Source organism: Paenibacillus radicis (ex Gao et al. 2016), assembly GCF_014641555.1.
In the GTDB taxonomy this organism is placed as follows: Bacteria; Bacillota; Bacilli; order Paenibacillales; family Paenibacillaceae; genus Pristimantibacillus; species Pristimantibacillus radicis.
Window position 1 is genome coordinate 746,781 of record NZ_BMHY01000001.1, and the last position, 22,625, is coordinate 769,405.

The following is a 22,625-nucleotide window of genomic DNA, read 5'->3' on the forward strand; positions in this document are numbered from 1 at the left end:
GATTATGAGAATGTAACGGGAGGTGGCGGACTTGGCGCTTCGATTCGTGCTGGGCCGATCTGGTTCGGGAAAAACAACCTATTGTCTCGAAGAAATTCGCGACAGGCTGCGGAAGGAGCCCAAAGGCTCGCCGCTAATTATGCTCGTTCCAGAGCAAGCGACATTCCAGACGGAATATTCGCTGTTGAAAGGGAGCGGCCTTGACGGCGCGGTGCGCGCGCAGGCATTAAGCTTCCGGAGGCTCTCGTTCCGGGTCATGCAGGAAACGGGCGGTACAGCGCTCGTGCCCATCGGCGATACCGGCAAGCATATGCTGTTGTACAAAATTGTACATAGGCTTGGCAATGAGCTTGAGCTGTTCCAAAGCGGCGCCGGTCAGCCGGGCTTTATTGAGCGTTTGGGCGAGCTGCTAACCGAATGGAAACGGTACGGGATCGACGCTGACAGCGTTGGAGAAGCTTTGTCCGAGCAAGGACCGCAGCTGGCGGAATCTTCACTGCTGCGGCGCAAGCTGCATGATCTGCAGCTGGTATATGGGCAATTGGAACGGGAATTGACGGGTTTATATATAGATTCTGAGGATTATTTAACGAGGCTGACGGAAGGTTATGCTTCAGCAGACGCCATGCGGGGGGCCGCGCTCTGGATCGACGGCTTCCACGGCTTTACGCCAAAAGAATACGAGGCGCTTGGCGCGCTGATTGCTAGCTCTGCAGAAGTTACGGTTGCTCTGACGCTGAATCGGGCGTATGCAGAAGGGGAAAAGCCGCATGAGCTTGAGCTGTTTCATCCTACCGCAGAGACGTACGGCAAATTGCTGGAGCTTGCCTCGCAGGCGGGTGTAGAAGTGCTCGAGCCCGTTGTGCTTGGCGAATCATCCGTACATACCCGATATGCCGATAGTCCGATGATGGCTCATCTGGAGAGGCATTACGGTACCCGGGTGCCAATGCTTTTACCCGATCCGAGCTTGCTGGAAGCGGAAAATCCGGCTTGCGGCTTGTCTTTGCATGCAGCGGCAAACCGTCGTGCCGAGGTAGAGGCTGTTGCACGCGATATCGTTCGACGAGCGAGGGAGGAAGGGCTCCGCTGGCGGGATATGGCTGTAATGGTTCGTAACGCTGCCGACTATAACGATTATATCGAGTCGGCATTCCGCGATTACGAGATTCCCTATTTTCTTGATCAGAAAGAGTCTGCTGTCCATCATCCGCTCGTCGAATTCATCCGCTCCGCCTTGGAAACGGTACTGCATGGCTGGCATTATGAAGCGGTATTCCGCTGCATCAAGACTGAACTTTTGTTTCCGATCGAAGGCAGCATGCCGAGGGAGCAGTTCGACTTGCTGGAGAACTACGTGCTTGCAGCCGGAATCGACGGCTGGAAGTGGCAGGACCGGAAAAGATGGCGGCCGATTATGGTTCAGTCGCTGGAGGAAGAGACTATCGCCGAGCCTAGTGCCAGAGCGACGCGCGAGCTGGAAGCTGTGCTGGAGGCACGGGAAGCAATTGTGCCTCCGCTCCGGCGATTCGGCAATGCGCTCAAGCAGGCGGCAGATGTGCGGGCCATGTGCGAAGCGCTTTATCGGCTGCTTGATCACAGCGATGCTGCTGACCGGCTGGAGCGATGGAGCCGGCAGGATGCTGCCGCTGGCAGAACGCAGCGCGCTCGCGCCCATCGGCAGCTTTGGGACGGCGTGATGCAATTGCTGGACCAGCTCGTTGAGATGGCTGGCAGCGAAGCGATTTCACCGGAAATTTTCGCCGGCATGGTAGAGACTGGTTTAGAGAGCTTGAAGCTGTCTGCGGTTCCTCCAGCGATCGATCAGACGCTGGTCGGCAGCATGGACCGGACAAGATCCGGCGATGTGAAGGTCTGCTACGTGCTTGGCGCGAACGACGGTGTAATGCCGAAGCGTATTCAAGAGGACGGCATATTGACGGAGCAGGAACGGGAGCGGCTTGCGGACGAAGGGCTCACAATGGCTCCCGGCGTAAGGAGAAGGCTGCTGGACGAGCGATTCATCATCTATAATGCGTTAACGACGCCAAGCTCCCATTTGTGGATCAGCTGGGCGCAAGCCGATGAAGAAGGCAAAAGCCTGCTTCCGTCCGAAGTTATTCGTCAGGTCAAGCAGCTTTTTCCCGGTATCCCGGTGAGCGAAGCGAACGGAGAGCCGACGCCTGGTATGGCAGAGAAGGAGCAGCGAAGCTATATTGCGCATCCTAACCGGACGCTATCCCATCTGATTACAGAGCTTCGGGCTTGGCGGCAGGGAGCGGAGATCGCACCATTCTGGTGGGATCTGTACAACTGGTATGCAATCCGTCCGCAATGGCAAGACAAGCTGTCTCTGCTCGCGGCATCGCTTGGATTTTCCAATCAGGAGGAGGCTCTTACCGTTGATACGGCAAGACAGCTGTACGGCGAGCATCTGAAGGCAAGTGTATCGAGAATGGAGCGTTTCGTCTCCTGCCCGTTCCAGCATTTCGCCATACACGGTCTCAAGCTGCGCGAGAGGCAGCAGTACAGGCTGGAGGCGCCCGATATGGGCCAGTTGTTCCACGCGGCGCTCAGCCGGCTGGCTGGCGGCCTTGGAACGCGATTCGGGTCCATGGCGGAGTCTGACATCCGGGCGGAGGCGGCGAAGACGGTCGATGAGCTTGCACCGCGGCTGCAATCACAAATATTGCTAAGCAGCGGACGTTTTCAATACATTGCCCGCAAGCTGAAAGAAATTGTCGCGCAAGCCGCTGTCATGTTAAGCGAGCACGCTAGACGGGCGCAGTTTCAGCCAGTGGGGCTGGAGGTTGACTTTGGACCGGAAGGCACGCTTCCATCACTAGTTATTCCCCTTGCGGACGGACGATCGATGGAAATTATCGGCCGGATTGACCGGGTTGATGCGGCCGAGACGGAGCAAGGCTTGCTGCTTCGGGTGCTCGACTACAAATCGAGTGCCACGCAGCTGCGCCTTGAAGAGGTGGCGCATGGCTTGTCGCTTCAAATGCTCACGTATTTGGACGTGTTGATTACGCATGCTTCGGAATGGCTGGGTCAGCCAGCTTCACCAGCGGGGGTGCTGTATTTCCACGTGCACAATCCGCTTCTGGCTGTTTCTAACGGAATCAGCGGCGCGGAAGTGAACGCCAAGCTTTTGAAGCGTTTCAAGCTGCGCGGGCTCGTTACCGCCGAAGCGGAAACGGTTCGGTTAATGGACGATCAATTAGATACGGGCTACTCGGAGCTGCTGCCGGTTGCACTGAAGCGGGACGGCGGTTTTTACAGCAGTTCTTCGGTCGTGACCGATGGCCAGTGGGATGTGCTGCGCAGCTCGGTCAGGCGCACAATTGCGCGGATTGGAACAGATATCGGCTGCGGCAAAGTGTCGATTGAGCCTTACCGGCTGGGTACGAAATCGCCTTGCCAGTATTGCGATTACAAACCGGTCTGCCACTTTGATCCGCTGTTTGACGGAAATTCGTATGTGAAACTAAGCAAGCCCGTCGGCGAGGATGTCTGGCGGCAGCTGGAAGGGGAGGAGGACGAGCATGGAGATAACCAATGATGTACCGGTAAAACCGGAAAACAGCACCTGGACGGACGACCAATGGCAAGCCATCGTAACAGAAGGCTCGGACGTCCTTGTCGCAGCAGCAGCCGGCTCCGGCAAGACGGCGGTGCTCGTCGAGCGGATTATTCGGAAAATCTCCTCCTCATCCGACGTGGACCGACTGCTTGTTGCTACCTTTACGAAAGCAGCGGCAGCGGAAATGAAGGACCGGATTAGACTGGCGCTGGAAAAAGAACTTGAGCGGCAGCCGCAATCGGAGCATTTGCGCCGTCAGCTTGCGCTGATGAACCGGGCGTCGATCACCACGCTCCATTCCTTCTGCTTGGACGTTATTAGACGCTACTATCCGTTGATTGGCCTCGATCCCGGCTTTCGCATCGCGAATGAAACCGAAAGCGAGCTGATGCGGATCGACGTGCTTGATCAGCTGTTTGAGGAAAAGTACGAAGGAGCCGGCGACGGGGGCGCGTTTTTGCGCCTTGCTGATCGATTCGGCGGCGAACGTGGCGATGAGCCATTATATCGTCTTGTGCAGCAACTGTATGATTTCGCGCAAAGCCATCCATGGCCTGCCCATTGGCTTCGGCTGATGGCTGCCAGCTTTGATGTGACCGGGCTGGAGGGGTTAAAGGACAGTGAGTGGATTGCCAGCCTGCGGCTAGATGTAGAACTGACGCTGGCGGGCGCCGAATCGCTGCTTCGACAGGCGCTTGAGCTTACAAAAGCGCCTGCGGGACCCTCGCCTTATGCAGCGGCATTCGAGGATGATTTGCTGCTCGTATCAGGCTTATTGGAAACCGTACGCTCTTCTAGCTGGGAGCATTGGTTCGAGCCGTTTCAGGCGATTGCTTTCGGCAAGCTGAAAGCGATGCGCGGGGATGAGTACGACAAAGCGCTGCAGGAACAAGCGAAGGAACTGCGCGACCAAGCCAAGAAGCTGGTCGGTTCATTGGCGGACGAGCTGTTTGGCCGTTCGGCGGAGCAGTTCGCACAGGAGCTGCAGGAGCTCGCGCCGCTGATGAAAGCGCTGGCTGAGCTTGTCATTGATTTTGGTGTCAGATATGAATCCGCTAAGCGGGAGAAGGGTCTCCTTGATTTTGGCGATCTGGAGCATTATTGTCTGCGTATCCTGCGCGATCCGGCGTCAACGCCAGAGCAAGCTATACCTTCGGCTGCAGCGCTTGAGTACCAGCGGCAATTCGATGAAATTCTGCTTGATGAGTATCAGGATACGAATATGGTCCAGGAAGCCATCGTATCCCTGATTGCCAATTCCGATCAAGGCAACCGATTCATGGTTGGAGACGTAAAGCAAAGCATCTATCGGTTCCGGCTGGCGGAGCCGGGATTGTTTATGCAGAAGTATCGGACTTACGGCAGCATAGGCAAAGGCAATCAAGGCTTGCGCATCGACTTGGCCCGTAATTTCCGCAGCAGGAAAGAGGTTGTGGATGGCGTCAATGACGTATTCCGCGCCATTATGCGTGAATCGGTGGCGGAAATGGATTACGACGAGCGGGCGGAGCTAGTGTGCGGCGCGTCTTACCCAGAGCCTGTCAGCAAGGGGAGTTTCGAGGTCGAGCTTGCTGTCATCGATAAATCCTCCTCCTCTTTACAGGAATCAGAATTCGAAGAGCAGTCCGCCGATGAAGAAGGGGAAGCTGAAGGAGAAAGCCAGCAGGACTCGGCTGCCGACTTGCAGACGGCACAGCTTGAAGCCCGATGGATTGCACAGCGAATCCGTTCCTTGCTGGACGAAGGATTCCGGGTGTATGACGGAAAGAGGCGGGAAAGCCGTCCGCTGCAGTGGCGAGATATCGTTATTCTTCTTCGCGCTACTCAGCAATGGGCGCCGATTATAATCGAAGAGCTGCAGGCAGCGGGCATCCCGGCTTATGCGGAGCTCAGCAGCGGTTACTTCGACGCAACGGAAGTGGAGACGATTCTGTCGCTGTTGCGTGTCATTGACAACCCTTATCAGGATATCCCGCTTGCAGGCACGCTTCGCTCTCCGCTGTTTGGCTTAAATGCGGAAGAGCTGGCGCTTATACGTATCAGCGCTGGGCGCGCATCCTATTACGACGCGGTACAACAGGCGACAGTAGATACACGGCTGCCGGAAGAGACGCGGCGCAAGCTGATGCTGTTCCTGGAACGGCTGGAGCGGTGGCGAGATGAAGCCCGGCAGGGAGCGCTAGCCGATCTCATTGCCAGCATCTATCAAACGACCGGTTATTCCGATTTCGTTGGCGGACTTCCCGGAGGAACCCAGCGGCAAGCCAATTTACGAGCGCTTCATGACCGGGCGCGTCAGTACGAAGCGACCTCCTTCCGAGGCCTGTTCCGCTTCCTGCGGTTTATCGAGCGAATGCGCGACAGCGGCGGCGATCTCGGTACGGCAAGAGCCTTAGGCGAGCAAGAGGATGTTGTACGGATCATGTCCATTCATAAAAGCAAAGGGCTGGAGTTCCCGGTCGTATTTGCTGCCGGTTTGGGCAAAAACTTTAATCAGCAGGACTTGCGCGCCGCTTTTCTTAAGCACAAGCAGCTTGGCTTTGGGCCCAAATTCATTGATCCTGATCTGCGGATCAGCTATCCGACCTTGCCATATTTGGCTATTCGGCGCCGTATGAAGCTGGAAATGCTGGCGGAGGAGATGCGGATTCTGTATGTGGCATTGACCAGACCCAAGGAAAAAATGTTTCTTGTCGGAACCGTGGCCGACGCGGCAACGAAACTGCGCCGCTGGGAAGCGGCAACAGATGGAGCAGGACGCATGACGGATTTCCGTATAGCAGCAGTGACCACTTATCTGGATTGGCTTGGTCCCCTTGCGTCGGCGAGGTTTGAACGGCTGAACGATGAGGATCGAGAAAGCCGAGCTGAGCATGTCCGTGCATTTCAATGGCGTGCCGGTGTGCTGGAGGCTGCGATGTTTGGTGTTGAAGCTGCGGCAGGTTCGGAGCCGGGAGAATCTTGGGGAGACAGCCACGACTCGACCCTGCAAGGCGTTATTTCGCTAGCCCAGCTTGATGGAATAGAGCAGGATGAGGAGCTTCGTCGCAGGCTGGAATGGACCTATGATTATGCGGCGACAGCGGGCATTCCGGCTAAAACCTCCGTAACGGAAATGAAACGGCTTCATGCCGAAGCGCTTGAATCGATGGAGGAGAATGCTTTTACTGCCGGTCTGCTGCCCCAACTGCCGCTGCCAGTGGCGGATAACCCCGAGAAGACTTCTGGGGGCAGCAGCGGAACGTTCCGTCTGCGCCGTCCCCGGTTCATGGAAGAAGAGAAATTGACCGCGGCGGAAAAAGGAACGGTCAGCCATTTGCTGATGCAGCATATTTCGCTCCAAAGCGGAACGGTGGATGAGGCGATGCTGGCTGAGACGATTGCGTTCATGAAGGATCGCAAGCTGCTCACCGCACATCAAGCGGAAACCATCGATCTGGAGGCGGTTGCTTCGTTTTTCGCTAGCCGCCTCGGTCAGCGGCTGCTTGCCGCCCGCTGGGTGCAGCGCGAAGTTCCGTTCAGCTGTATGCTGCCGGCAAACCGGGTTTATCCGGATGCCGCCGGGGCAGACCAGGAGCCGATTCTGATTCAAGGCGTTATCGACTGCCTGTTCGAAGACGAAGCGGGCTTGGTGCTGCTTGATTATAAAACCGATCGGATCTACATGAAGGAGTGGGAGCGGGCTGCCGAGCGGCACCGCTTCCAGCTGGAACTGTATGCCGAGGCAATCGGAGCCGTTCTGAAGCGTCCGGTTGCGGAATGCCATGTTTTCTTTTTCGATGGAGGACAGTCGGTCAAACTTTAAAACGATGAAGGCGGGGAATGAAGACCATGGAAGAACAAGCAGCGGGGAAACGATCCCTCGCGCTGCCGATTACGCTAGTGCTTCTTGTGTTCAGCCTGATTGGCAACGTATTTTTCTATTCGCAGTTTCTGCAAGGAAAGCAAGATACGCGCTATCGCACCGGACAGCATATCATTGAAACGGCGGTATTGACGAAAGTGCAATATGAAACGCTGCTGAATGAAGCAAACCGTTTACTTGAACTGAACGAGCTTGGCGTAGTTCCGGGAACGTCTCCGGGAAAAGGCGACTTGACGGCGACCCGCAGCACCGCGGATTCAGCTTTCATTGCTGAAGCTTATTTGCTCAAGGGAGAAAAGCCGAAGGTAGACGGCATCAATACTTACTTCCAACAGATTCGCCAGTCGCTGGATGAGCTTCATAATCTCAAACAGCCGATGACGGAGCAACAGGTTGCCAATCTGAATAAAATCAGAGACGCTCTGAACGCGCAATATGAAATTATTCAGAAGTTTAACTTCGATGCGGCGGAGACTCGTATTTCAACCATTCAATTGGCAAGCGGCATCGATTGGCTGGAGCTTGCGGATCAGCTTGAAGCGAGTATAGCAAGCCAGTAGAAGCATTCCCAAAAGTAGCCAAACGCCCATTGCTGCATACGATGTAGCAGAGGGGAGGCTGAGCCTAATGGAGAAAAAGAAAAAAGGAACGGCTGCGGCCAAACAAACGGCGGCTCTCAGCGTAAATGTACCCAATGAACCGCTAACAGCTGTGCAGCAAATGAAAGAAACTTGCCATAACCATATGCATCGCTATGTGCTGGCACAAACACATCACGGATGGTGCATCGACGGATTTGTTGAGCATATGGACGATGAGGTCGTCTGTTTGGCTGTACCAAATAATTCGCAAGGCTGGGATTCGCGAGCATTCATACCGCAGTCGCCTCCTGGTCCCGGACTCTATCCTTATCCGTTCTATCCGCGGCGAAGATTTTACCGGCAGATATTTCCGTATGGAGCCCTGCGCGGTGTATCGCTGCTTCCGTATTATTGAGCGCTAGTGCGAGCCGGCTCTGGAACAGCCGCAGGCAGCCGGCTTGATGCTGCGGGACGAGTCCCGTATAATAGCGTTAACAGGACATAAGAATAAAGGAGGAAGCGGCAATTATGGATTGCATTTTTTGCAAAATTATTGAAGGGTCGATCCCGTCGACCAAAGTGTATGAGACCGAAACCGTACTGGCATTTAAAGATATCCAGCCCGCGGCCCCCGTACATACGTTAATTATTCCAAAAAAGCATATTCCGACGATGAACGACGTAACGGCGGAAGACGGGCCGGTCATCGCAGAGCTGTTCGAGGCTGCGAGAGAGATCGCCAAGCAGGAAGGCATTGACGAGGCTGGATACCGGCTGATCAACAATGTGAACAGCGATGGCGGGCAGGTAGTTTATCACCTGCACATCCACCTTTTAGGCGGCGAAAAACTTGGTGCACTGCTGCCTTAATAACGTAAGTTGACCTGCCTTTTGTTTTGACATATAATGAAATTTGATAAACCGTGTTTAATGCTCTGGACGGTCTGTTTCGGAGGGAGGGAAAACTGGTGTCTGAAACTAAAGTTCGCAAAAACGAAACTATCGATGCTGCGCTTCGCCGCTTTAAACGTTCCATCGCAAAAGATGGTGTTTTGGCTGAGGTGAAAAAACGCAAGCATTATGAAAAGCCAAGTGTAAAGCGCAAGAAAAAGTCCGAGGCTGCGCGTAAGAGAAAGTTTTAGGAGGATCTATCTATAATGAACCTGAGCGAACGATTGAACGATGATATGAAGAAAGCCATGAAAAATCAGGACAAGTTCAGACTGACCACGATTCGCATGATTCGCGCGTCGATCAAAAACTTGGAGATTGATTTGAAGCGTCCTCTTGAGGATGCTGAAGTGGTCGATATTCTGGGTCGTGAGGTCAAACAACGTAAAGATTCCCTCCAAGAATTTAGCAAAGCCGGCCGTGATGATCTGGTTACAGATCTTACAGCAGAAATTGAAATTATTAGTCAATACCTTCCCGTTCAGTTGACCGAAGAAGAGATAAAAGCTATTGTACAGCAGACCATCCAGGAACTCGGTGCTTCTTCTAAAGCCGAGATGGGAAAAGTTATGGGTGCACTTTTGCCAAAAACGAAAGGGCGCGCTGACGGTAAACTAGTAAATCAATATGTACAACAATTTCTGCAATAACATATGAATATGTTCGGACGAAAACACCCCTTTATTGGGGTGTTTTTTTATTGTTTTCGCTGAAATTGAAACGAAATGGCCATATTTGCGTATTAGGGTATAATGAAAAGAAAAAGGGAGGAGCCTTATTTGCAGATGATAAGGTGGCGCAAAAGAGTAGCCGCATTCATCCCGATGCTGATGCTGGCAGCGTTGATGCTTACTGCGGCAGGAAGTCTGATTGTCGTTCCATCGCAGGCGAAAGCCGAAACCGCAACCGATATCGGTACCGCCGTCTACGTCGTTCCAGTAAAGCAGACTGTGGAATCCGGCTTGAAAGCGTTCTTAGAACGGGCCTACAAGGAAGCGGAGGAAGCAAAAGCCGAACGGGTTATACTGGTCATTAATACGTTTGGCGGACAGGTTACAAGTGCGGAGGAAATCGGCGAGCTCATCCGCAAGAGCAGCGTTCCCACTACAGCTTACGTAGAAAGCAAAGCTGTGTCAGCGGGAACCTACATCGCACTTAATGCAGACAGCATTATTATGGAGCCGCACAGCATGATCGGTTCCGCGTCTGTCGTGAACGGCTCAGGCGATTTGATTCAGAATCCGAAGATCATATCGCACTGGGTGAGCGCAATGAGCGAAGCGGCGAAGATGAACGGACGCAATCCGGACGTTGCAGCAGCGATGGTAGATCCTGATATCGTGCTGAAGCTGCCGGAAATCGGCCGCGATAAAGCAAAAGGGCAAATTCTTTCGCTTTCGGCAGACGAAGCCGTTAAGCTCGGTTATGCGGAGCATCAGGCAGGATCCGTTCAAGAAGCGTTAAAGCTGATGGGGCTGGAGAATCGAAGAGTCGTCGATATTGAGCCTTCGCTTGCTGAGAAAGTATCGAGATTTTTGGTTAACCCTTACGTCATGACCGCACTGCTCGTATTGGGCATAGCGGGGGTAGCGTTAGAAATGATTCTACCTGGCTTTGGGGTTCCGGGAATCGTCGGCATTTTATCGTTCGGGTTATATTTCTTCGGTCATTACATTGCCGGGTTTGCCGGAATGGAATCAGTAGTTCTCTGTATTGTGGGCTTTGCGTTTCTTGTGATCGAGGTGTTTATTCCAAGCTTCGGCATTCTGGGCATTCTCGGAAGCATCGCTCTCGTTGCAGGTGTCGTTACTGCTTCGGCAGATCCGATGAATGCATTTATCTCGCTTGTCGTAGCCTTAGTACTTGCCGTTATCATTCTGTATTTCGTTATCCGTAAATACAAAACGAAAGGCATTTGGAATAAATTCATCCTGCGCGAGAAGCTGACCACTGAGCAAGGCTATGTGTCGGCGGACAGCAAGGTGAATTGGTTAGGACAAGAGGGAGTTGCAGTAACCCCGCTTAGGCCGGCGGGTACGGCGCAGATCGGCGATCAGCGGATCGATGTCGTAACGGCAGGCGAATTTATCGCTTCCGGGAAACCGGTTAAAGTGGTCAAAGCGGAAGGAACATGGGTCGTCGTTAAAGAAGTATAGATTAAGCATTAGAGAATATAGAAAAACGGAGGTTCATCGCTTATGGGATTAGATCCAATTGTAATGGTATTAATTATTGCAGTAGCGGCGATTGTCATTTTATCGGTATTTTTCAGCTTTTTCCCGGTTATGCTCTGGGTATCGGCGATCGCTTCCGGCGTTCGCGTCGGCATTATTACGCTCGTCGCTATGCGTTTGCGGCGCGTCGTTCCGAGCCGTATCGTCAATCCGCTGATCAAGGCAACAAAAGCAGGGCTTGGGCTTAATATTAACCAGCTAGAGAGTCACTTCCTGGCCGGCGGTAACGTCGACCGCGTCGTCAACGCATTGATCGCGGCTCAGCGTGCCAACATTCCGCTCGTATTCGAACGTGCGGCGGCAATCGATCTTGCAGGCCGTGACGTGCTTCAAGCGGTGCAAATGAGCGTTAACCCGCGCGTCATTGAGACGCCAACCGTCGCAGCAGTAGCGAAAGACGGCATTGAAGTTAAAGTTAAAGCGCGCGTTACGGTCCGTGCCAACATTGAAAGACTGGTCGGCGGCGCCGGCGAAGAAACAATTATCGCCCGTGTCGGCGAAGGTATTGTAACGACAGTAGGTTCTGCGAATTCTCATAAAGACGTTCTTGAAAATCCGGACCTCATCTCGCGTACGGTGCTTGGCAAAGGTCTTGATGCTGGTACTGCGTTCGAAATTCTGTCGATTGATATTGCGGACGTGGATGTAGGCAAAAACATCGGCGCGCATCTGCAAACCGAGCAAGCGGAAGCCGACAAACGGATTGCTCAGGCGAAAGCCGAAGAACGCCGTGCAATGGCTGTCGCGCAAGAACAGGAAATGAAAGCCCGCGTCGTAGAAATGCGCGCGAAGGTTGTAGAATCCGAATCACAAGTTCCGCTTGCAATGGCCGATGCGCTTAAAAACGGTAAAATCGGTGTGATGGATTATATGAATTTGAAAAACATCGAGGCCGATACGCAAATGCGCAGCTCGATCGGCAAGCCGGACACAGCGTCAAACGACTCGAAAAATGAAAACTAACGAGCTCTAGCATGGTAAAGGCTAGGTTCATGCTAGGTTTCCTAGGCTTCATTTTGGAGGTGAAGGCAGCTTGAAACTGATTGAGTTTTTGCTAAACAACATTTACTTTGTCGTCATTATCGGCGGAGTGCTGTTCTCGATATTTAGGAAAGCCGGAGGATCGGCCCGCAACGGCAATCCTGCGATGCCTACTTTTGGCGGCGGAAGAGGCGGCGATCCTGCCCGCAAGACGGAGGAGTACGAAGAAGAGGAACAGCCGCAGTGGATGGATGGGCGTTACGCCTCCCCTCCCGAGCCTGAACCGCAGCCGGAGCCGCCAAAGCCGGTCATCATCCGTCAGCAGGAACGGGCTGAGGACGCTCGTGCGGGCGCTCAGCGCCCTCGTTCTCCTTTCAACTCATCTACACCGCTCACGGGCGGAGGAACGTCCCAGCGGCCTGCTGCGGCTTCCTTGAGCGCGCTGCAAGAAACCGACGAGCTTAAGAAAGCAATTATCTGGTCCGAAATACTTGGTCCGCCGAGATCGAAGCGGCCATTCGGGAAATAAATGAACGAAGCGTCAGTACGCGCAATTGCGCCGTGCTGACGCTTTTTTCATATTTGCTGCCCTGCCCGCATATTTTGAAAGGTAACAAGGTTTGCAGACACTGCAGCAAGGGGGCAAAAGACTGACTATGGGCCGTATTAACCGTAGATTGCGCAAGTGGACCGCGGATGTATTGGATTTGCCCCAGGATGTCGTATACGACCTGCCGCGGCTCACGATGATCGGTGACCGCCAGCTGTACATTGAGAATCATCGCGGCGTCATTCATTTCTCAAGCGAGAAGCTGAAGCTAGCGCTCAGCAAGGGGGAGCTTGAGGTGACCGGAACGTCGCTCGTCATACGCACAATTTGGACGGAAGAGGTTTTTATCGAAGGCACGATTAGAAGTATCGAAGTGAGAGAGTAGGAGGGGTTCGAATGGACGGGCAATGGCTGCAGTGGATGAGAGGCATGGTGACGGTTCAAGTCCGGGGCGGAGAGCCGGAGCAGCTGGTTAACCGGGCTCTGAAGGGAGGGCTGCAGCTATCGTCCATCCAGTGGACAAGCGCAGACAAGCTTCAATTTGAGCTGTCGGTCAACGATTTCTTCCGCCTTCGCGAGCATTTAAAGGAGACAGGCTGCCGGGTGCATGTGACGAAGCGGACAGGTATGCCCTTCTGGCTTGTGAAGATGCAGAAGCGAAAGCTGTTCGCCGCAGGCATCATTCTCTTTTTTGTCGGGGTTTATTTGCTCTCCTCGCTCGTATGGTCGATCGAAGTGAAAGGGAATATGAAGCTGACCGATGAGCAAATATACGCCGCTGCCAAGCAAGAAGGATTATTCCCGATGCAGTGGACATTCCGCCTGCAGGATACGGATATCATGTCTAAGCGTCTGGTGAGCAAGCTGCCGGGTGCGACTTGGATCGGCGTCGAGCGAAAGGGAACAAAGGTCATTATTCAAGTCGTGGAGACGACGGAGCCTGACAAGCAGGAGCTGCAGAATCCAAGGCATCTGGTTGCATCCGCTGACGCTGTCGTTACGGAGATATACACCGAGAAGGGCCGTGCGGTCGTTAAGAAAAATATGAAGGTCAGGGAAGGGCAGACGCTGATCTCCGGCACGATCGGCGGAGGCGCCTATACACAGACCGTTGTAGCGAAAGGTTCGGTTCGCGGGTTAGTCTGGTATGAATACGACATTGCATCGCCGCTGACGCAGCAGACGAAAGTCTATACGGGGGAGAAGAAGACCAAATGGTATGCGATGATCGGCGGCAGAGCGCTGCAGGTCAGCGGCTTCGGAAGCAACCCGTTCGAGACGTTCGAGACCGTTGTTTATGAAGAGCAGGCGGCGTGGCGCAATTGGCATCTTCCTCTTGGGAGACTGAAGAAAACGATAATGGAAGTGCGGACGGAAGAGCGGGAGCTGACCGAAGAGGAGGCGAAGAGCGCCGGAATGCAGCAGGCCAAAGCCAATGTAATGCTGAAAGCAGGCACGGATGCGGTCATCCGGAACGAAATTGTTTTGCATGAAAAGACGGACAATGGTAAAGTTTATATGAAAGTTCATTTTGAAGTCGAGCAATCGATTGTGAAAGAAATGCCCCTAGTCCAGATGCAAGGAGAATGAGGTTGTTTGCAGAGTGAGACGAGAACAGTCAAAATTCCGCTCCTGAACGCAGCGGAGGGACTAGCGGTATTTGGTCCCCAGGATAAGTTTTTGAAACTAGTGGAGCAACAGATGGAGGCTTCCATTTCGTCACGCGAAGCGGAAATCGTGATTTCCGGCGAGAAGCAAGAGGTGGATTCGCTTGAACAGCTGTTCAATGTGCTCCTGCAGCTTTTCCGCGGCGGCTACAATCCTTCTGAGCGAGATATCGTGTATGCGCTTGATCTTGCCCGTTCCATGCAGGCTGAAGAGCTGCTAGACCTGTTCAAGGCCGAAATTACGAGCACATTCAGAGGCAAGCCGATACGCGTTAAGACGATTGGGCAGCGCCATTATGTGAAAACAATTAAGAAGCAGGATGTCGTATTCGGCATTGGTCCTGCCGGAACAGGTAAAACCTATCTGGCCGTCGTACTGGCGGTTGCCGCGTTGAAGGAAGGCTCCGTCAAACGTATTATTCTGACGCGCCCAGCAGTCGAAGCGGGAGAAAATCTCGGTTTTCTGCCGGGAGATTTGCAAGAGAAAGTAGATCCTTATTTACGGCCTTTATATGATGCATTGCATGATGTGCTCGGCCCGGACCAAACGGCCAAAGCATTCGAACGCGGAACAATTGAAATCGCACCGCTCGCTTATATGCGCGGACGGACGCTAGACGATGCTTTCATCATTCTGGATGAGGCTCAAAATACGACGCCTGAGCAGATGAAGATGTTCCTTACGCGCCTTGGCTTCGGCTCCAAAATGGTCATTACAGGCGACGTGACGCAGATTGATTTGCCGCGGGGCAAAAACTCCGGCTTAATCGAAGCGCAGCGCATTTTGCGAGACATCGAGGAAATCGGCTTTATTTTCTTTACAGAGCAAGATGTCGTCCGCCATTCTCTGGTCCAGAAAATCATAGTCGCATACAATTGGGACGCCGAAAACAAAGCATAGAGAGGAATGTCCGCTCCATGAACCAGAACCAGAATCAGAATCAGGTCGGTAAACAGGGGAACTTGCAGTCGATAAGAACTGCGGGGTGGAAACAGAGCGCGGCGGTACGCCTCGTGCTCTTGTTTCTGTTTGTATTGCTGTTTTATTTCAGTTTAGCGCCGCATGTCGTACCCGAGACTTATAATATTCAAGAGGGATCGGCCAGCGAGAAAGATATCGTCGCTCCGTTCCAAATCTCGGACAGCAAAGCAACGCTGCAAGCGCAAGAGGAAGCGGCGAATCGGATTGACTCGAGCTACTCGAACGTCGGTTTGCGCAGCGACCAGCTGCTGGATCAAATTTTGCTGCGGATCGAGCAGCTGAATTTGGACGACCAGGTTAGTGAGCAGAACAAAATCGACATTTACCGCAATGAAATTCCAGGGCGCTACGGCGATTTTGTCGACAACTTCGTCAAAAAGAACGCCGGAAGCGGCACCTATAACGATACGCTGCTGGCCGAAATGGCGGAAGTCATCAAGGAGCAGCAGTACACGATCCCTGAAGAAACCTTTTACAAAATGCCTAGGCTTACGTCCGAAGAGATCGCAGAGATGCGCAGCGTAGGACAAGATATCGTTCGCAAGCTGATGGGCGAGCAGCTCCGGGATGCGGAGACGGCTAGAACGCGGGTAGCGGAGCTGGTGAATGGCAGCAAGCTGTCGGGCCGGACGAGCCGTGAAATCGTTCAGGAGCTGGCACGGTTTGCGATTATGCCGAACCGTTTCATCGACAAGGAAGCAACGGAAGAAGCCAAAATTCAAGCGAAGAAAAATACGCCTGTCGTAATGATTCAGGAAGGCGACCTCATCGTGAAGCGCGGACAGGTCATTACTCCAGAGGTGTATGAGCTGCTCAAGGATTCTTCGCTGCTTCACGACAAGCGCAACTACTGGCCGCAGCTTGGGCTTCTGATGATGTGTCTGATGCTTATTCTTGGTATTTACGCCTATCTGCATCAATCGGGCGGCAAAGACGGGTTGAAGCCGAAATACAACAACTCGCAGCTGTTTATGCTGTGGCTGATTTATTTAATCAACATTTTAACGATGCAGGTCATATCGCTGACTCAGACGCACGCAGCGCCTTATGCCGGATATTTGGCTCCGGCAGCACTAGGGACGATGCTGATTGCTCTGCTGCTTGATATGCATCTTGCGTTAATTAGCTCCATTGTTTTTTCTTTGATCGGCAGTATTGTTCTAAACACACAGCAAAATCAAATCTTTGATTTTAATTTCGGTTTTGTCTTTATCGTAGTATCGATTGCCGCGATTTTTTCCATTCATCGGGCAAGCCAGCGGTCAACGATATTGAAGGCTGGCATTATGGTCAGCCTATTCGGATCAATCTCTGTGCTGGCTCTCATGTTTTTGAGCGAACAGCTGGATCAAGGTCCACTGGTCTATTCACTGGCATTCGCCTTTGCGAGCGGACTGCTGACGGCAATTCTCGTAATCGGCCTTATGCCGTTTTTCGAAATTACATTCGGTATTCTGTCGGCTTTGAAGCTGGTAGAGTTGTCAAACCCGAACCATCCGTTGCTGCGCAAGCTGCTGACAGAAACGCCGGGAACCTATCACCACAGCGTGATGGTCGGCAATTTGTCGGAGGCGGCGGCAGAATCCATTGGGGCGGACGGCTTGTTATGCCGCGTAGGATCGTTCTATCATGATATTGGCAAGACGAAACGGCCAAACTATTTTATCGAGAATCAGACGAATATCGAGAACCCTCACGATACGATTGATCCAAAGCTGAGCAAATCGATTATCGTTGCCCATGCCCGCGATGGCGTAGATATGCTCAAAGCGCATAATATACCGAAGCCGATTCGAGATATCGCCGAGCAGCATCACGGGACGACATCGCTGAAGTTTTTCTACTTCAAAGCGATGAAGCAAGCGGAGGAGCAGGGCGTGGAAGTTAATTTCACCGAGGATGACTTCCGTTATCCCGGACCGAAAGCGCAATCGAAGGAAGCGGCTGTTGTCGGCTTAGCCGACTGTGTAGAGGCTGCTGTTCGCAGCTTGCGAAATCCAACGGTCGAGCAGGTGGAAGCGATGATTCAAAAAATTATTAAAAGCCGCGTCGACGACAATCAATACAATGAATGTGATTTGACAATGAAGGAATTGGACAAGATTGCGCATTCGTTGAAAGAAAGCGTAATCGGCATTTTCCACTCGCGTATTGAATATCCGGAAGATGTGAAACCAAAGGAGCGTATGGCATGAGCTTGCAACTCGACTGGAGCAATGAGCAAACAAAATTTGAAATTCCTGAGCAATGGATTGGGCGCCTGCAAGAGCTGTTAAGGCTGGCAGGAGAGGCGGAAGGCATGGAGGAAGGCGAAGTTACGCTAACCTTCACCGACAATGAGCAAATCCATCAGTTGAACCGTGATTACCGCAGCATTGACCGTCCGACAGATGTGCTGTCGTTCGCTATGCAAGATGACGGGACGGACGAGCTGGACATTATTTTTGAAGTGGAAAGCGAGGACGAGCCTGATCCGATATCCGGCATGTTAGGCGACATCGTGATCTCAGTTGAGAAAGCGAAAGAGCAAAGTGAGGATTACGGCCATTCGCTAGAGCGTGAGATCGGGTTTTTGTTCGTACACGGTTTTCTTCATCTGATTGGCTACGATCATCAGGATGAGGAGAGCGAAGCGGAAATGACGGCTAAACAGGAAGCTGTGCTTCAAAAAGCCGGCTTATCGCGATAATGTTAGCTAAGTTTATCCGCAGTCTAGGTTATGCATGGTCAGGCATACGGTTCGGCATTCGGACGCAGCGGCATGTGAGATTTCACTTGCTAGCTGCGTCTGTCGTGTCCATTCTAGCGTCATTTCTTTCTTTGACACGGATGGAGTGGGCGGTACTGCTTCTCACCTTTGCGCTAGTCATTGCGGCTGAGCTTATAAACACTGCGATCGAGCAGGCGGTTGATCTGGCCAGCCCTGGTCAGCATCCTGTCGCTAAGGCGGCAAAGGATGCGGCTGCTGGAGCGGTGTTAGTAACTGCCGTGACCGCTGTTATAATAGGGCTGCTCATTATTGGGCCGCCCTTATGGCATATATTCATGAAATAGAATGAAAGGAGAGCCGGCGAATGACAGTGGCATACGAAGGATTATCCGAAGACTACAACGCATTGTTGGCGGATGCAAAAGAAGCGATGACGAGAGCGTACACGCCTTACTCGCACTTTCAAGTCGGCGCTGCTTTGCTCGACGACGAGGGACGTGTCCATTACGGCTGTAATATTGAAAATGCGGCATACGGGCCAACGAATTGTGCCGAAAGAACCGCGTTGTTCAGTGCGATAGCAAACGGGCTCCGTCCCGGAAAGTTCAAAGCTATAGCCGTTATCGGACGCACGGACGGGCCAATTGCGCCATGTGGCGTTTGCCGTCAGGTGCTTGTTGAGCTTTGTCCGCCGGATATGCCTGTTGTTATGGGCAATATGCAGGGCGATTGGGCAATCGCGACTGTGTCAGAGCTGCTTCCTGGCGCATTTACGCCGGCTTCTTTAGATTCAACAGGGTTATGAAACGAAAGGGGCATTTGAATTCGCAATGAATCAACCAACATCCAAAGGCCGTGACGGCGACAAAAAGAAATTTAAATCAGGCTTCGTAGCCATTATCGGCAGACCAAACGTCGGCAAATCGACGTTAATGAACCATCTGATCGGGCAAAAGATCGCGATTATGTCCGATAAGCCGCAAACGACGCGCAATAAAATTCACGGTGTGTATACGACGAATGATTCGCAAATCGTCTTCCTGGATACACCGGGCATTCATAAGCCGACCTCCAAGCTGGGCGACTATATGATGAAAACAGCGGAAAGCGCCTTGAAAGAAGTCGAGGCGGCGTTGTTCCTTGTCGACGTAGCGGAAGGAATTGGCGGCGGCGACCGCTTTATTATTGAGCAGTTGAAAAAAGCCAATACGCCTGTTTTTCTCGTCATGAACAAGATCGACAAAGTGGAACCAGAGCAGCTTCTGCCGATCATTACGCAATATAAAGATCTGTATCCTTTCGCTGAGATTATTCCAATCTCTGCACTGAAGGGCAACAATGTCGACACGCTGCTGGAGCAGCTGACGAAATATTTGCCGGAAGGGCCGCAATATTATCCAGCCGATCAAGTGACTGACCATCCGGAGCAATTCGTCGTGGCAGAACTCGTGCGGGAGAAAATATTGCATATGACGCGGGAAGAAGTGCCGCATTCCATCGCAGTCGGCATCGAGGACATGCGGGTACAGGAGAACGGCGTCGTCTACATTGGCGCGGTTATATTTGTAGAGCGGGACTCGCAAAAAGGGATTATTATCGGCAAAAAGGGCGCATTGCTGAAGGAAGTCGGCAAGCAGGCCCGCAAAGATATCGAAGCGCTTCTCGGTTCGCGTACATTCTTGGAGCTGTGGGTCAAAGTTAAGAAAGACTGGCGGAACCAAGAGCGGGTATTGAAGGATTTCGGTTTCCGAAACGATTGATCTTTTGACGTAATTTGTAAAGCATAGCATTCGGCCATTTATCGCATCCTATTATCGTCTGGAGCTTCATTTCCGAGGCGGAAAGGGATGAATACGAATGCGAAATTTTTCGTGGAAGTATTTTACGTTGACCGGTGATGTGGAGTCTTATATGCTCTACAAGGAAATGGATCAGTTTGGCGAAAATGGTCATCCGAATGATGTATTGGACGACGCTGACGAGCTGGCCGTAGAGCTGGAACAGCAGTCTGCGCCATAAGGGTGATGCAGCAGCCAGCTGTAGCGGTTCAAGCATGGGGGAGAGCAAATGCTGTATCGCGTGGAAGGCATCGTAATCCGCAGTATGGATTACGGAGAAGGCAATAAAATTGTAACGCTGCTAACGAAAACAAACGGCAAAGCTGGCGTCCTCATACGCGGCGCGAAAAAAGTGAAGAGCAGGCATGCTTCACTCGCGCAGCCGTTTACATATGGGGAATTTGTTTTTTTTCGTAAGAGCGGTTTAGGCACGTTGAATCATGGCGAGATCATCGAATCCCATCATCGATTGCGTGAACAGTTGGATTTGGCGGCATACGCTTCGTATGCCGCTGAATTGACCGATAAGGCGCTGCAGGAGGATGAATCCAGTTCATTTCTGTTCGAGCAGTTTCATGCCAGCTTAATCGGTCTGGAGGAAGGCAAAGACGCGCAGATTATTTCCCATTTATACGAAATGCGGATATTGGAAGCAGCCGGGTATGCGCCCGAGCTGGATTTCTGCGTCAATTGCGGCAATGAGCAGGGACCTATGCGTCTAAGCCCGTATGCGGGCGGGGCGCTATGTCCACGCTGTACGGGACAGGATCCTCATGCGATAAAAGTTGGGGAAGGTGCTTTTAAGCTGCTGAGGCTGTTTCGGCGGATGGATTTGCGCCGGTTAGGCGCCATTCAGGTGAAGCCAGAGACGAAGCAGGAGTTGAAAAAGGCGATGCGTGCCTTAATGGATGCCCACTTGGGCATTCCGCTTAAGTCGAGGTCATTTCTGGATCAGCTTGATAAATATACAATATGAAAAAAACGAACGTGCTCAGTCTGCAGACTGAGCACGTTTTATTTGGAATCGGTTATGATTAACCGTGTTGGTTTTGAGGAGAGATTACAGGAGGGAACAATTGCATGAACGCACAAGCGCAGCAAAGCCGGTTAGGCTTTGTCGTAGCCGGGCTTTTGCTCGGTATTTTGGTCGCTTCGATCGACAATACGATCGTTTCGACCGCTATGGCTACCATCGTCAGCGATCTGGGAGGCATGGACAAATTCGTATGGGTAACGTCGGCTTACCTCGTAACGGAAATGGCAGGCATGCCGATTTTCGGCAAGCTGTCGGACATGTACGGAAGGAAGAAGTTTTTTGTATTTGGTATTGCCGTATTTTTGCTTGGCTCTATGCTGTGCGGAACAGCGGAGACAATTACTCAGCTCAGTATTTACCGTGCTATTCAGGGTATAGGCGGCGGGGCTATGATGCCAATCGCCTTCACGATCGTCTTTGATATTTTCCCTGCGGAAAAAAGAGGCAAGATGGGCGGATTGTTCGGAGCGGTATTCGGCACGTCCAGCTTGTTTGGGCCGCTTGCCGGCGCTTATTTTACCGATCATCTGGATTGGCGCTGGATTTTCTATATCAACATTCCTGTCGGAATCGTTGCGCTGCTGTTTATTATTCTGTTCTACAAGGAATCGCATGAGCATTCCAAGCAGCGGATTGACTGGTGGGGAGCCACTACCTTGGTTGGAGCGATTATTTGCCTCATGTTCGCTCTGGAGCTCGGCGGCAACGAATATGCTTGGAACTCTACGCAAATTATCGGCTTATTCGCCGGATTTGCCGTGCTGTTCATTACTTTCCTCTTCATTGAGTCGAAGGTAGCGGAGCCGATCATTTCCTTCGCGATGTTCCGGAAGCGGTTGTTCGCGGCCAGTACAAGTGCAGGTCTGTTCTACGGTGCAGCCTTCATTACCGCAGCGCTGTACATTCCGATCTTTGTACAAGGCGTATTTGGCGGTACGGCAACTAGCTCTGGACTGATGCTGCTGCCCATGACGCTCGGTTCGGTATTTGCAGCCCAAGCGGGCGGTATTCTGGCGAATAAAATGCCATACCGGAACGTTATGATTTTGTCGGCTGTCATCTTTATTACTGGCGTAGCGCTTTTGTCGACGATTACACCGGATACAACGAAATTTATTTTGTCGATCTATATGTTGATTACAGGCTTCGGCATCGGATTCTCATTCTCTGTTCTCGGCATGTCGTCTATCCATAGCTTCGACATGCGCCAGCGCGGCTCGGCCAATTCGACGATGGCATTCATCCGGTCGCTGGGTATGACGGTAGGGATTACGATCTTCGGCATTATTCAGCGCAACAGCTTCTCTAGCGGCATGGCTGAATCCTTCAGCGGAGCAGGTGCGACTGGGGCGCCAACCTCGGATAACGCCCGTCAACTGCTGGCTCCAGAAAGCAGGGCGGAAATACCGAAAGAAGTGATGGATAAAATTATCGATGTGCTCTCGAATTCGATATCGACGACATTCTTATGGTCGATCGTTCCGGCAGCATTGGCGCTCGTATGTGTATCCTTAATGGGCAAAGCTTCGATGAAGGATTTGATGCAGCACACAGGGAAGCCGAAGAAAGATGCAAGCGGAGAGCCGCCTGCAGCGGAAGTGCACAGCCATTAATTTACAGAATATCGGATTTTTCGTTTTC

General features: G+C 52.4%; 21 protein-coding genes. All 21 read left to right on the top strand.

All coding sequences use genetic code 11. From position 1 onward, the window contains the following. Nucleotides 1-22: 22 nt before the first annotated feature. Entirely contained in the window at nucleotides 23-3,568 is a 3,546-nt protein-coding gene (addB, locus tag IEX98_RS03205; protein ID WP_374705309.1) for a helicase-exonuclease AddAB subunit AddB, read from the top strand. After that, nucleotides 3,552-7,394 (top strand): helicase-exonuclease AddAB subunit AddA, encoded by a 3,843-nt coding sequence (gene addA / locus IEX98_RS03210; protein WP_188887476.1) that lies wholly within the window; start codon nucleotides 3,552-3,554, stop codon nucleotides 7,392-7,394. The genes addB and addA overlap by 17 nt, the downstream gene beginning before the upstream one ends. A 17-nt stretch (nucleotides 7,395-7,411) precedes the next feature. Next, a complete protein-coding gene (locus IEX98_RS03215; RefSeq protein ID WP_188887477.1) occupies nucleotides 7,412-8,014 on the top strand; it encodes a hypothetical protein in 603 nt (200 codons plus the stop codon). 67 nt (nucleotides 8,015-8,081) lie between these two features. Further along, nucleotides 8,082-8,450 (top strand): hypothetical protein, encoded by a 369-nt coding sequence (locus IEX98_RS03220; RefSeq protein ID WP_308421733.1) that lies wholly within the window; start codon nucleotides 8,082-8,084, stop codon nucleotides 8,448-8,450. 113 nt (nucleotides 8,451-8,563) lie between these two features. Next, nucleotides 8,564-8,905 (top strand): histidine triad nucleotide-binding protein, encoded by a 342-nt coding sequence (locus tag IEX98_RS03225; protein WP_188887478.1) that lies wholly within the window; start codon nucleotides 8,564-8,566, stop codon nucleotides 8,903-8,905. A gap of 98 nt (nucleotides 8,906-9,003) precedes the next feature. Next, nucleotides 9,004-9,177: a 30S ribosomal protein S21 gene (gene rpsU, locus IEX98_RS03230; protein WP_005547957.1), complete on the top strand. Its 174-nt coding sequence runs from the start codon at nucleotides 9,004-9,006 to the stop codon at nucleotides 9,175-9,177. A 15-nt stretch (nucleotides 9,178-9,192) separates the two neighbouring features. Then, complete coding sequence (locus IEX98_RS03235) at nucleotides 9,193-9,636, top strand: GatB/YqeY domain-containing protein (protein WP_188887479.1); 444 nt, start codon at nucleotides 9,193-9,195, stop codon at nucleotides 9,634-9,636. A 135-nt stretch (nucleotides 9,637-9,771) separates the two neighbouring features. Beyond that, nucleotides 9,772-11,142, top strand: a complete 1,371-nt coding sequence (locus tag IEX98_RS03240) for an NfeD family protein (protein ID WP_229691998.1) — start codon at nucleotides 9,772-9,774, stop codon at nucleotides 11,140-11,142. A gap of 42 nt (nucleotides 11,143-11,184) precedes the next feature. Beyond that, complete coding sequence (floA, locus tag IEX98_RS03245) at nucleotides 11,185-12,183, top strand: flotillin-like protein FloA (RefSeq protein ID WP_188887481.1); 999 nt, start codon at nucleotides 11,185-11,187, stop codon at nucleotides 12,181-12,183. Nucleotides 12,184-12,253: 70 nt separating this feature from the next. After that, nucleotides 12,254-12,730 carry a hypothetical protein gene (locus IEX98_RS03250; protein WP_188887482.1) on the top strand — a complete coding sequence of 159 codons (477 nt, stop codon included), beginning with the start codon at nucleotides 12,254-12,256 and terminating at the stop codon, nucleotides 12,728-12,730. A 127-nt stretch (nucleotides 12,731-12,857) separates the two neighbouring features. After that, nucleotides 12,858-13,136 (top strand): sporulation protein YqfC, encoded by a 279-nt coding sequence (yqfC, locus tag IEX98_RS03255; RefSeq protein WP_188887483.1) that lies wholly within the window; start codon nucleotides 12,858-12,860, stop codon nucleotides 13,134-13,136. Between the two features lie 11 nt (nucleotides 13,137-13,147). Then, nucleotides 13,148-14,341, top strand: coding sequence for a sporulation protein YqfD (gene yqfD, locus IEX98_RS03260; RefSeq protein WP_188887484.1), 1,194 nt, complete (start codon nucleotides 13,148-13,150; stop codon nucleotides 14,339-14,341). A gap of 6 nt (nucleotides 14,342-14,347) precedes the next feature. Then, a complete protein-coding gene (locus IEX98_RS03265; RefSeq protein WP_188887485.1) occupies nucleotides 14,348-15,319 on the top strand; it encodes a PhoH family protein in 972 nt (323 codons plus the stop codon). Nucleotides 15,320-15,336: 17 nt separating this feature from the next. Further along, the gene (locus tag IEX98_RS03270; protein WP_188887486.1) at nucleotides 15,337-17,595 is read left to right on the top strand and encodes an HD family phosphohydrolase; all 2,259 of its coding nucleotides are present in this window, start codon (nucleotides 15,337-15,339) and stop codon (nucleotides 17,593-17,595) included. Beyond that, nucleotides 17,592-18,089 carry an rRNA maturation RNase YbeY gene (gene ybeY, locus IEX98_RS03275; RefSeq protein WP_188887487.1) on the top strand — a complete coding sequence of 166 codons (498 nt, stop codon included), beginning with the start codon at nucleotides 17,592-17,594 and terminating at the stop codon, nucleotides 18,087-18,089. The genes IEX98_RS03270 and ybeY overlap by 4 nt, the downstream gene beginning before the upstream one ends. After that, the gene (locus IEX98_RS03280) at nucleotides 18,089-18,454 is read left to right on the top strand and encodes a diacylglycerol kinase family protein (RefSeq protein ID WP_188887488.1); all 366 of its coding nucleotides are present in this window, start codon (nucleotides 18,089-18,091) and stop codon (nucleotides 18,452-18,454) included. Before ybeY ends, IEX98_RS03280 begins: the two co-directional genes overlap by 1 nt. 20 nt (nucleotides 18,455-18,474) lie before the next feature. Further along, nucleotides 18,475-18,915 carry a cytidine deaminase gene (cdd, locus tag IEX98_RS03285; RefSeq protein WP_188887489.1) on the top strand — a complete coding sequence of 147 codons (441 nt, stop codon included), beginning with the start codon at nucleotides 18,475-18,477 and terminating at the stop codon, nucleotides 18,913-18,915. Nucleotides 18,916-18,940: 25 nt separating this feature from the next. Next, nucleotides 18,941-19,870 carry a GTPase Era gene (era, locus tag IEX98_RS03290; RefSeq protein WP_188887490.1) on the top strand — a complete coding sequence of 310 codons (930 nt, stop codon included), beginning with the start codon at nucleotides 18,941-18,943 and terminating at the stop codon, nucleotides 19,868-19,870. A gap of 97 nt (nucleotides 19,871-19,967) precedes the next feature. Next, complete coding sequence (locus IEX98_RS03295; protein ID WP_188887491.1) at nucleotides 19,968-20,129, top strand: YqzL family protein; 162 nt, start codon at nucleotides 19,968-19,970, stop codon at nucleotides 20,127-20,129. 48 nt (nucleotides 20,130-20,177) lie between these two features. Further along, complete coding sequence (gene recO, locus IEX98_RS03300) at nucleotides 20,178-20,924, top strand: DNA repair protein RecO (RefSeq protein ID WP_188887492.1); 747 nt, start codon at nucleotides 20,178-20,180, stop codon at nucleotides 20,922-20,924. A 104-nt stretch (nucleotides 20,925-21,028) separates the two neighbouring features. Beyond that, nucleotides 21,029-22,597, top strand: a complete 1,569-nt coding sequence (locus tag IEX98_RS03305) for an MDR family MFS transporter (protein ID WP_188887493.1) — start codon at nucleotides 21,029-21,031, stop codon at nucleotides 22,595-22,597. Nucleotides 22,598-22,625: the final 28 nt, after the last annotated feature.

What these genes read in the sequence shown, in the direction of transcription:
- addA (WP_188887476.1), top strand. Translation starts at nt 3,552, where the DNA reads ATGGAGATAACCAATGATGTACCGGTAAAACCGGAAAACAGCACCTGG.
- IEX98_RS03215 (WP_188887477.1), top strand. Translation starts at nt 7,412, where the DNA reads ATGAAGACCATGGAAGAACAAGCAGCGGGGAAACGATCCCTCGCGCTG.
- IEX98_RS03220 (WP_308421733.1), top strand. Translation starts at nt 8,082, where the DNA reads ATGGAGAAAAAGAAAAAAGGAACGGCTGCGGCCAAACAAACGGCGGCT.
- IEX98_RS03225 (WP_188887478.1), top strand. Translation starts at nt 8,564, where the DNA reads ATGGATTGCATTTTTTGCAAAATTATTGAAGGGTCGATCCCGTCGACC.
- IEX98_RS03235 (WP_188887479.1), top strand. Translation starts at nt 9,193, where the DNA reads ATGAACCTGAGCGAACGATTGAACGATGATATGAAGAAAGCCATGAAA.
- IEX98_RS03240 (WP_229691998.1), top strand. Translation starts at nt 9,772, where the DNA reads ATGATAAGGTGGCGCAAAAGAGTAGCCGCATTCATCCCGATGCTGATG.
- floA (WP_188887481.1), top strand. Translation starts at nt 11,185, where the DNA reads ATGGGATTAGATCCAATTGTAATGGTATTAATTATTGCAGTAGCGGCG.
- yqfC (WP_188887483.1), top strand. Translation starts at nt 12,858, where the DNA reads ATGGGCCGTATTAACCGTAGATTGCGCAAGTGGACCGCGGATGTATTG.
- yqfD (WP_188887484.1), top strand. Translation starts at nt 13,148, where the DNA reads ATGGACGGGCAATGGCTGCAGTGGATGAGAGGCATGGTGACGGTTCAA.
- IEX98_RS03270 (WP_188887486.1), top strand. Translation starts at nt 15,337, where the DNA reads ATGAACCAGAACCAGAATCAGAATCAGGTCGGTAAACAGGGGAACTTG.
- ybeY (WP_188887487.1), top strand. Translation starts at nt 17,592, where the DNA reads ATGAGCTTGCAACTCGACTGGAGCAATGAGCAAACAAAATTTGAAATT.
- IEX98_RS03280 (WP_188887488.1), top strand. Translation starts at nt 18,089, where the DNA reads ATGTTAGCTAAGTTTATCCGCAGTCTAGGTTATGCATGGTCAGGCATA.
- cdd (WP_188887489.1), top strand. Translation starts at nt 18,475, where the DNA reads ATGACAGTGGCATACGAAGGATTATCCGAAGACTACAACGCATTGTTG.
- era (WP_188887490.1), top strand. Translation starts at nt 18,941, where the DNA reads ATGAATCAACCAACATCCAAAGGCCGTGACGGCGACAAAAAGAAATTT.
- IEX98_RS03295 (WP_188887491.1), top strand. Translation starts at nt 19,968, where the DNA reads ATGCGAAATTTTTCGTGGAAGTATTTTACGTTGACCGGTGATGTGGAG.
- recO (WP_188887492.1), top strand. Translation starts at nt 20,178, where the DNA reads ATGCTGTATCGCGTGGAAGGCATCGTAATCCGCAGTATGGATTACGGA.
- IEX98_RS03305 (WP_188887493.1), top strand. Translation starts at nt 21,029, where the DNA reads ATGAACGCACAAGCGCAGCAAAGCCGGTTAGGCTTTGTCGTAGCCGGG.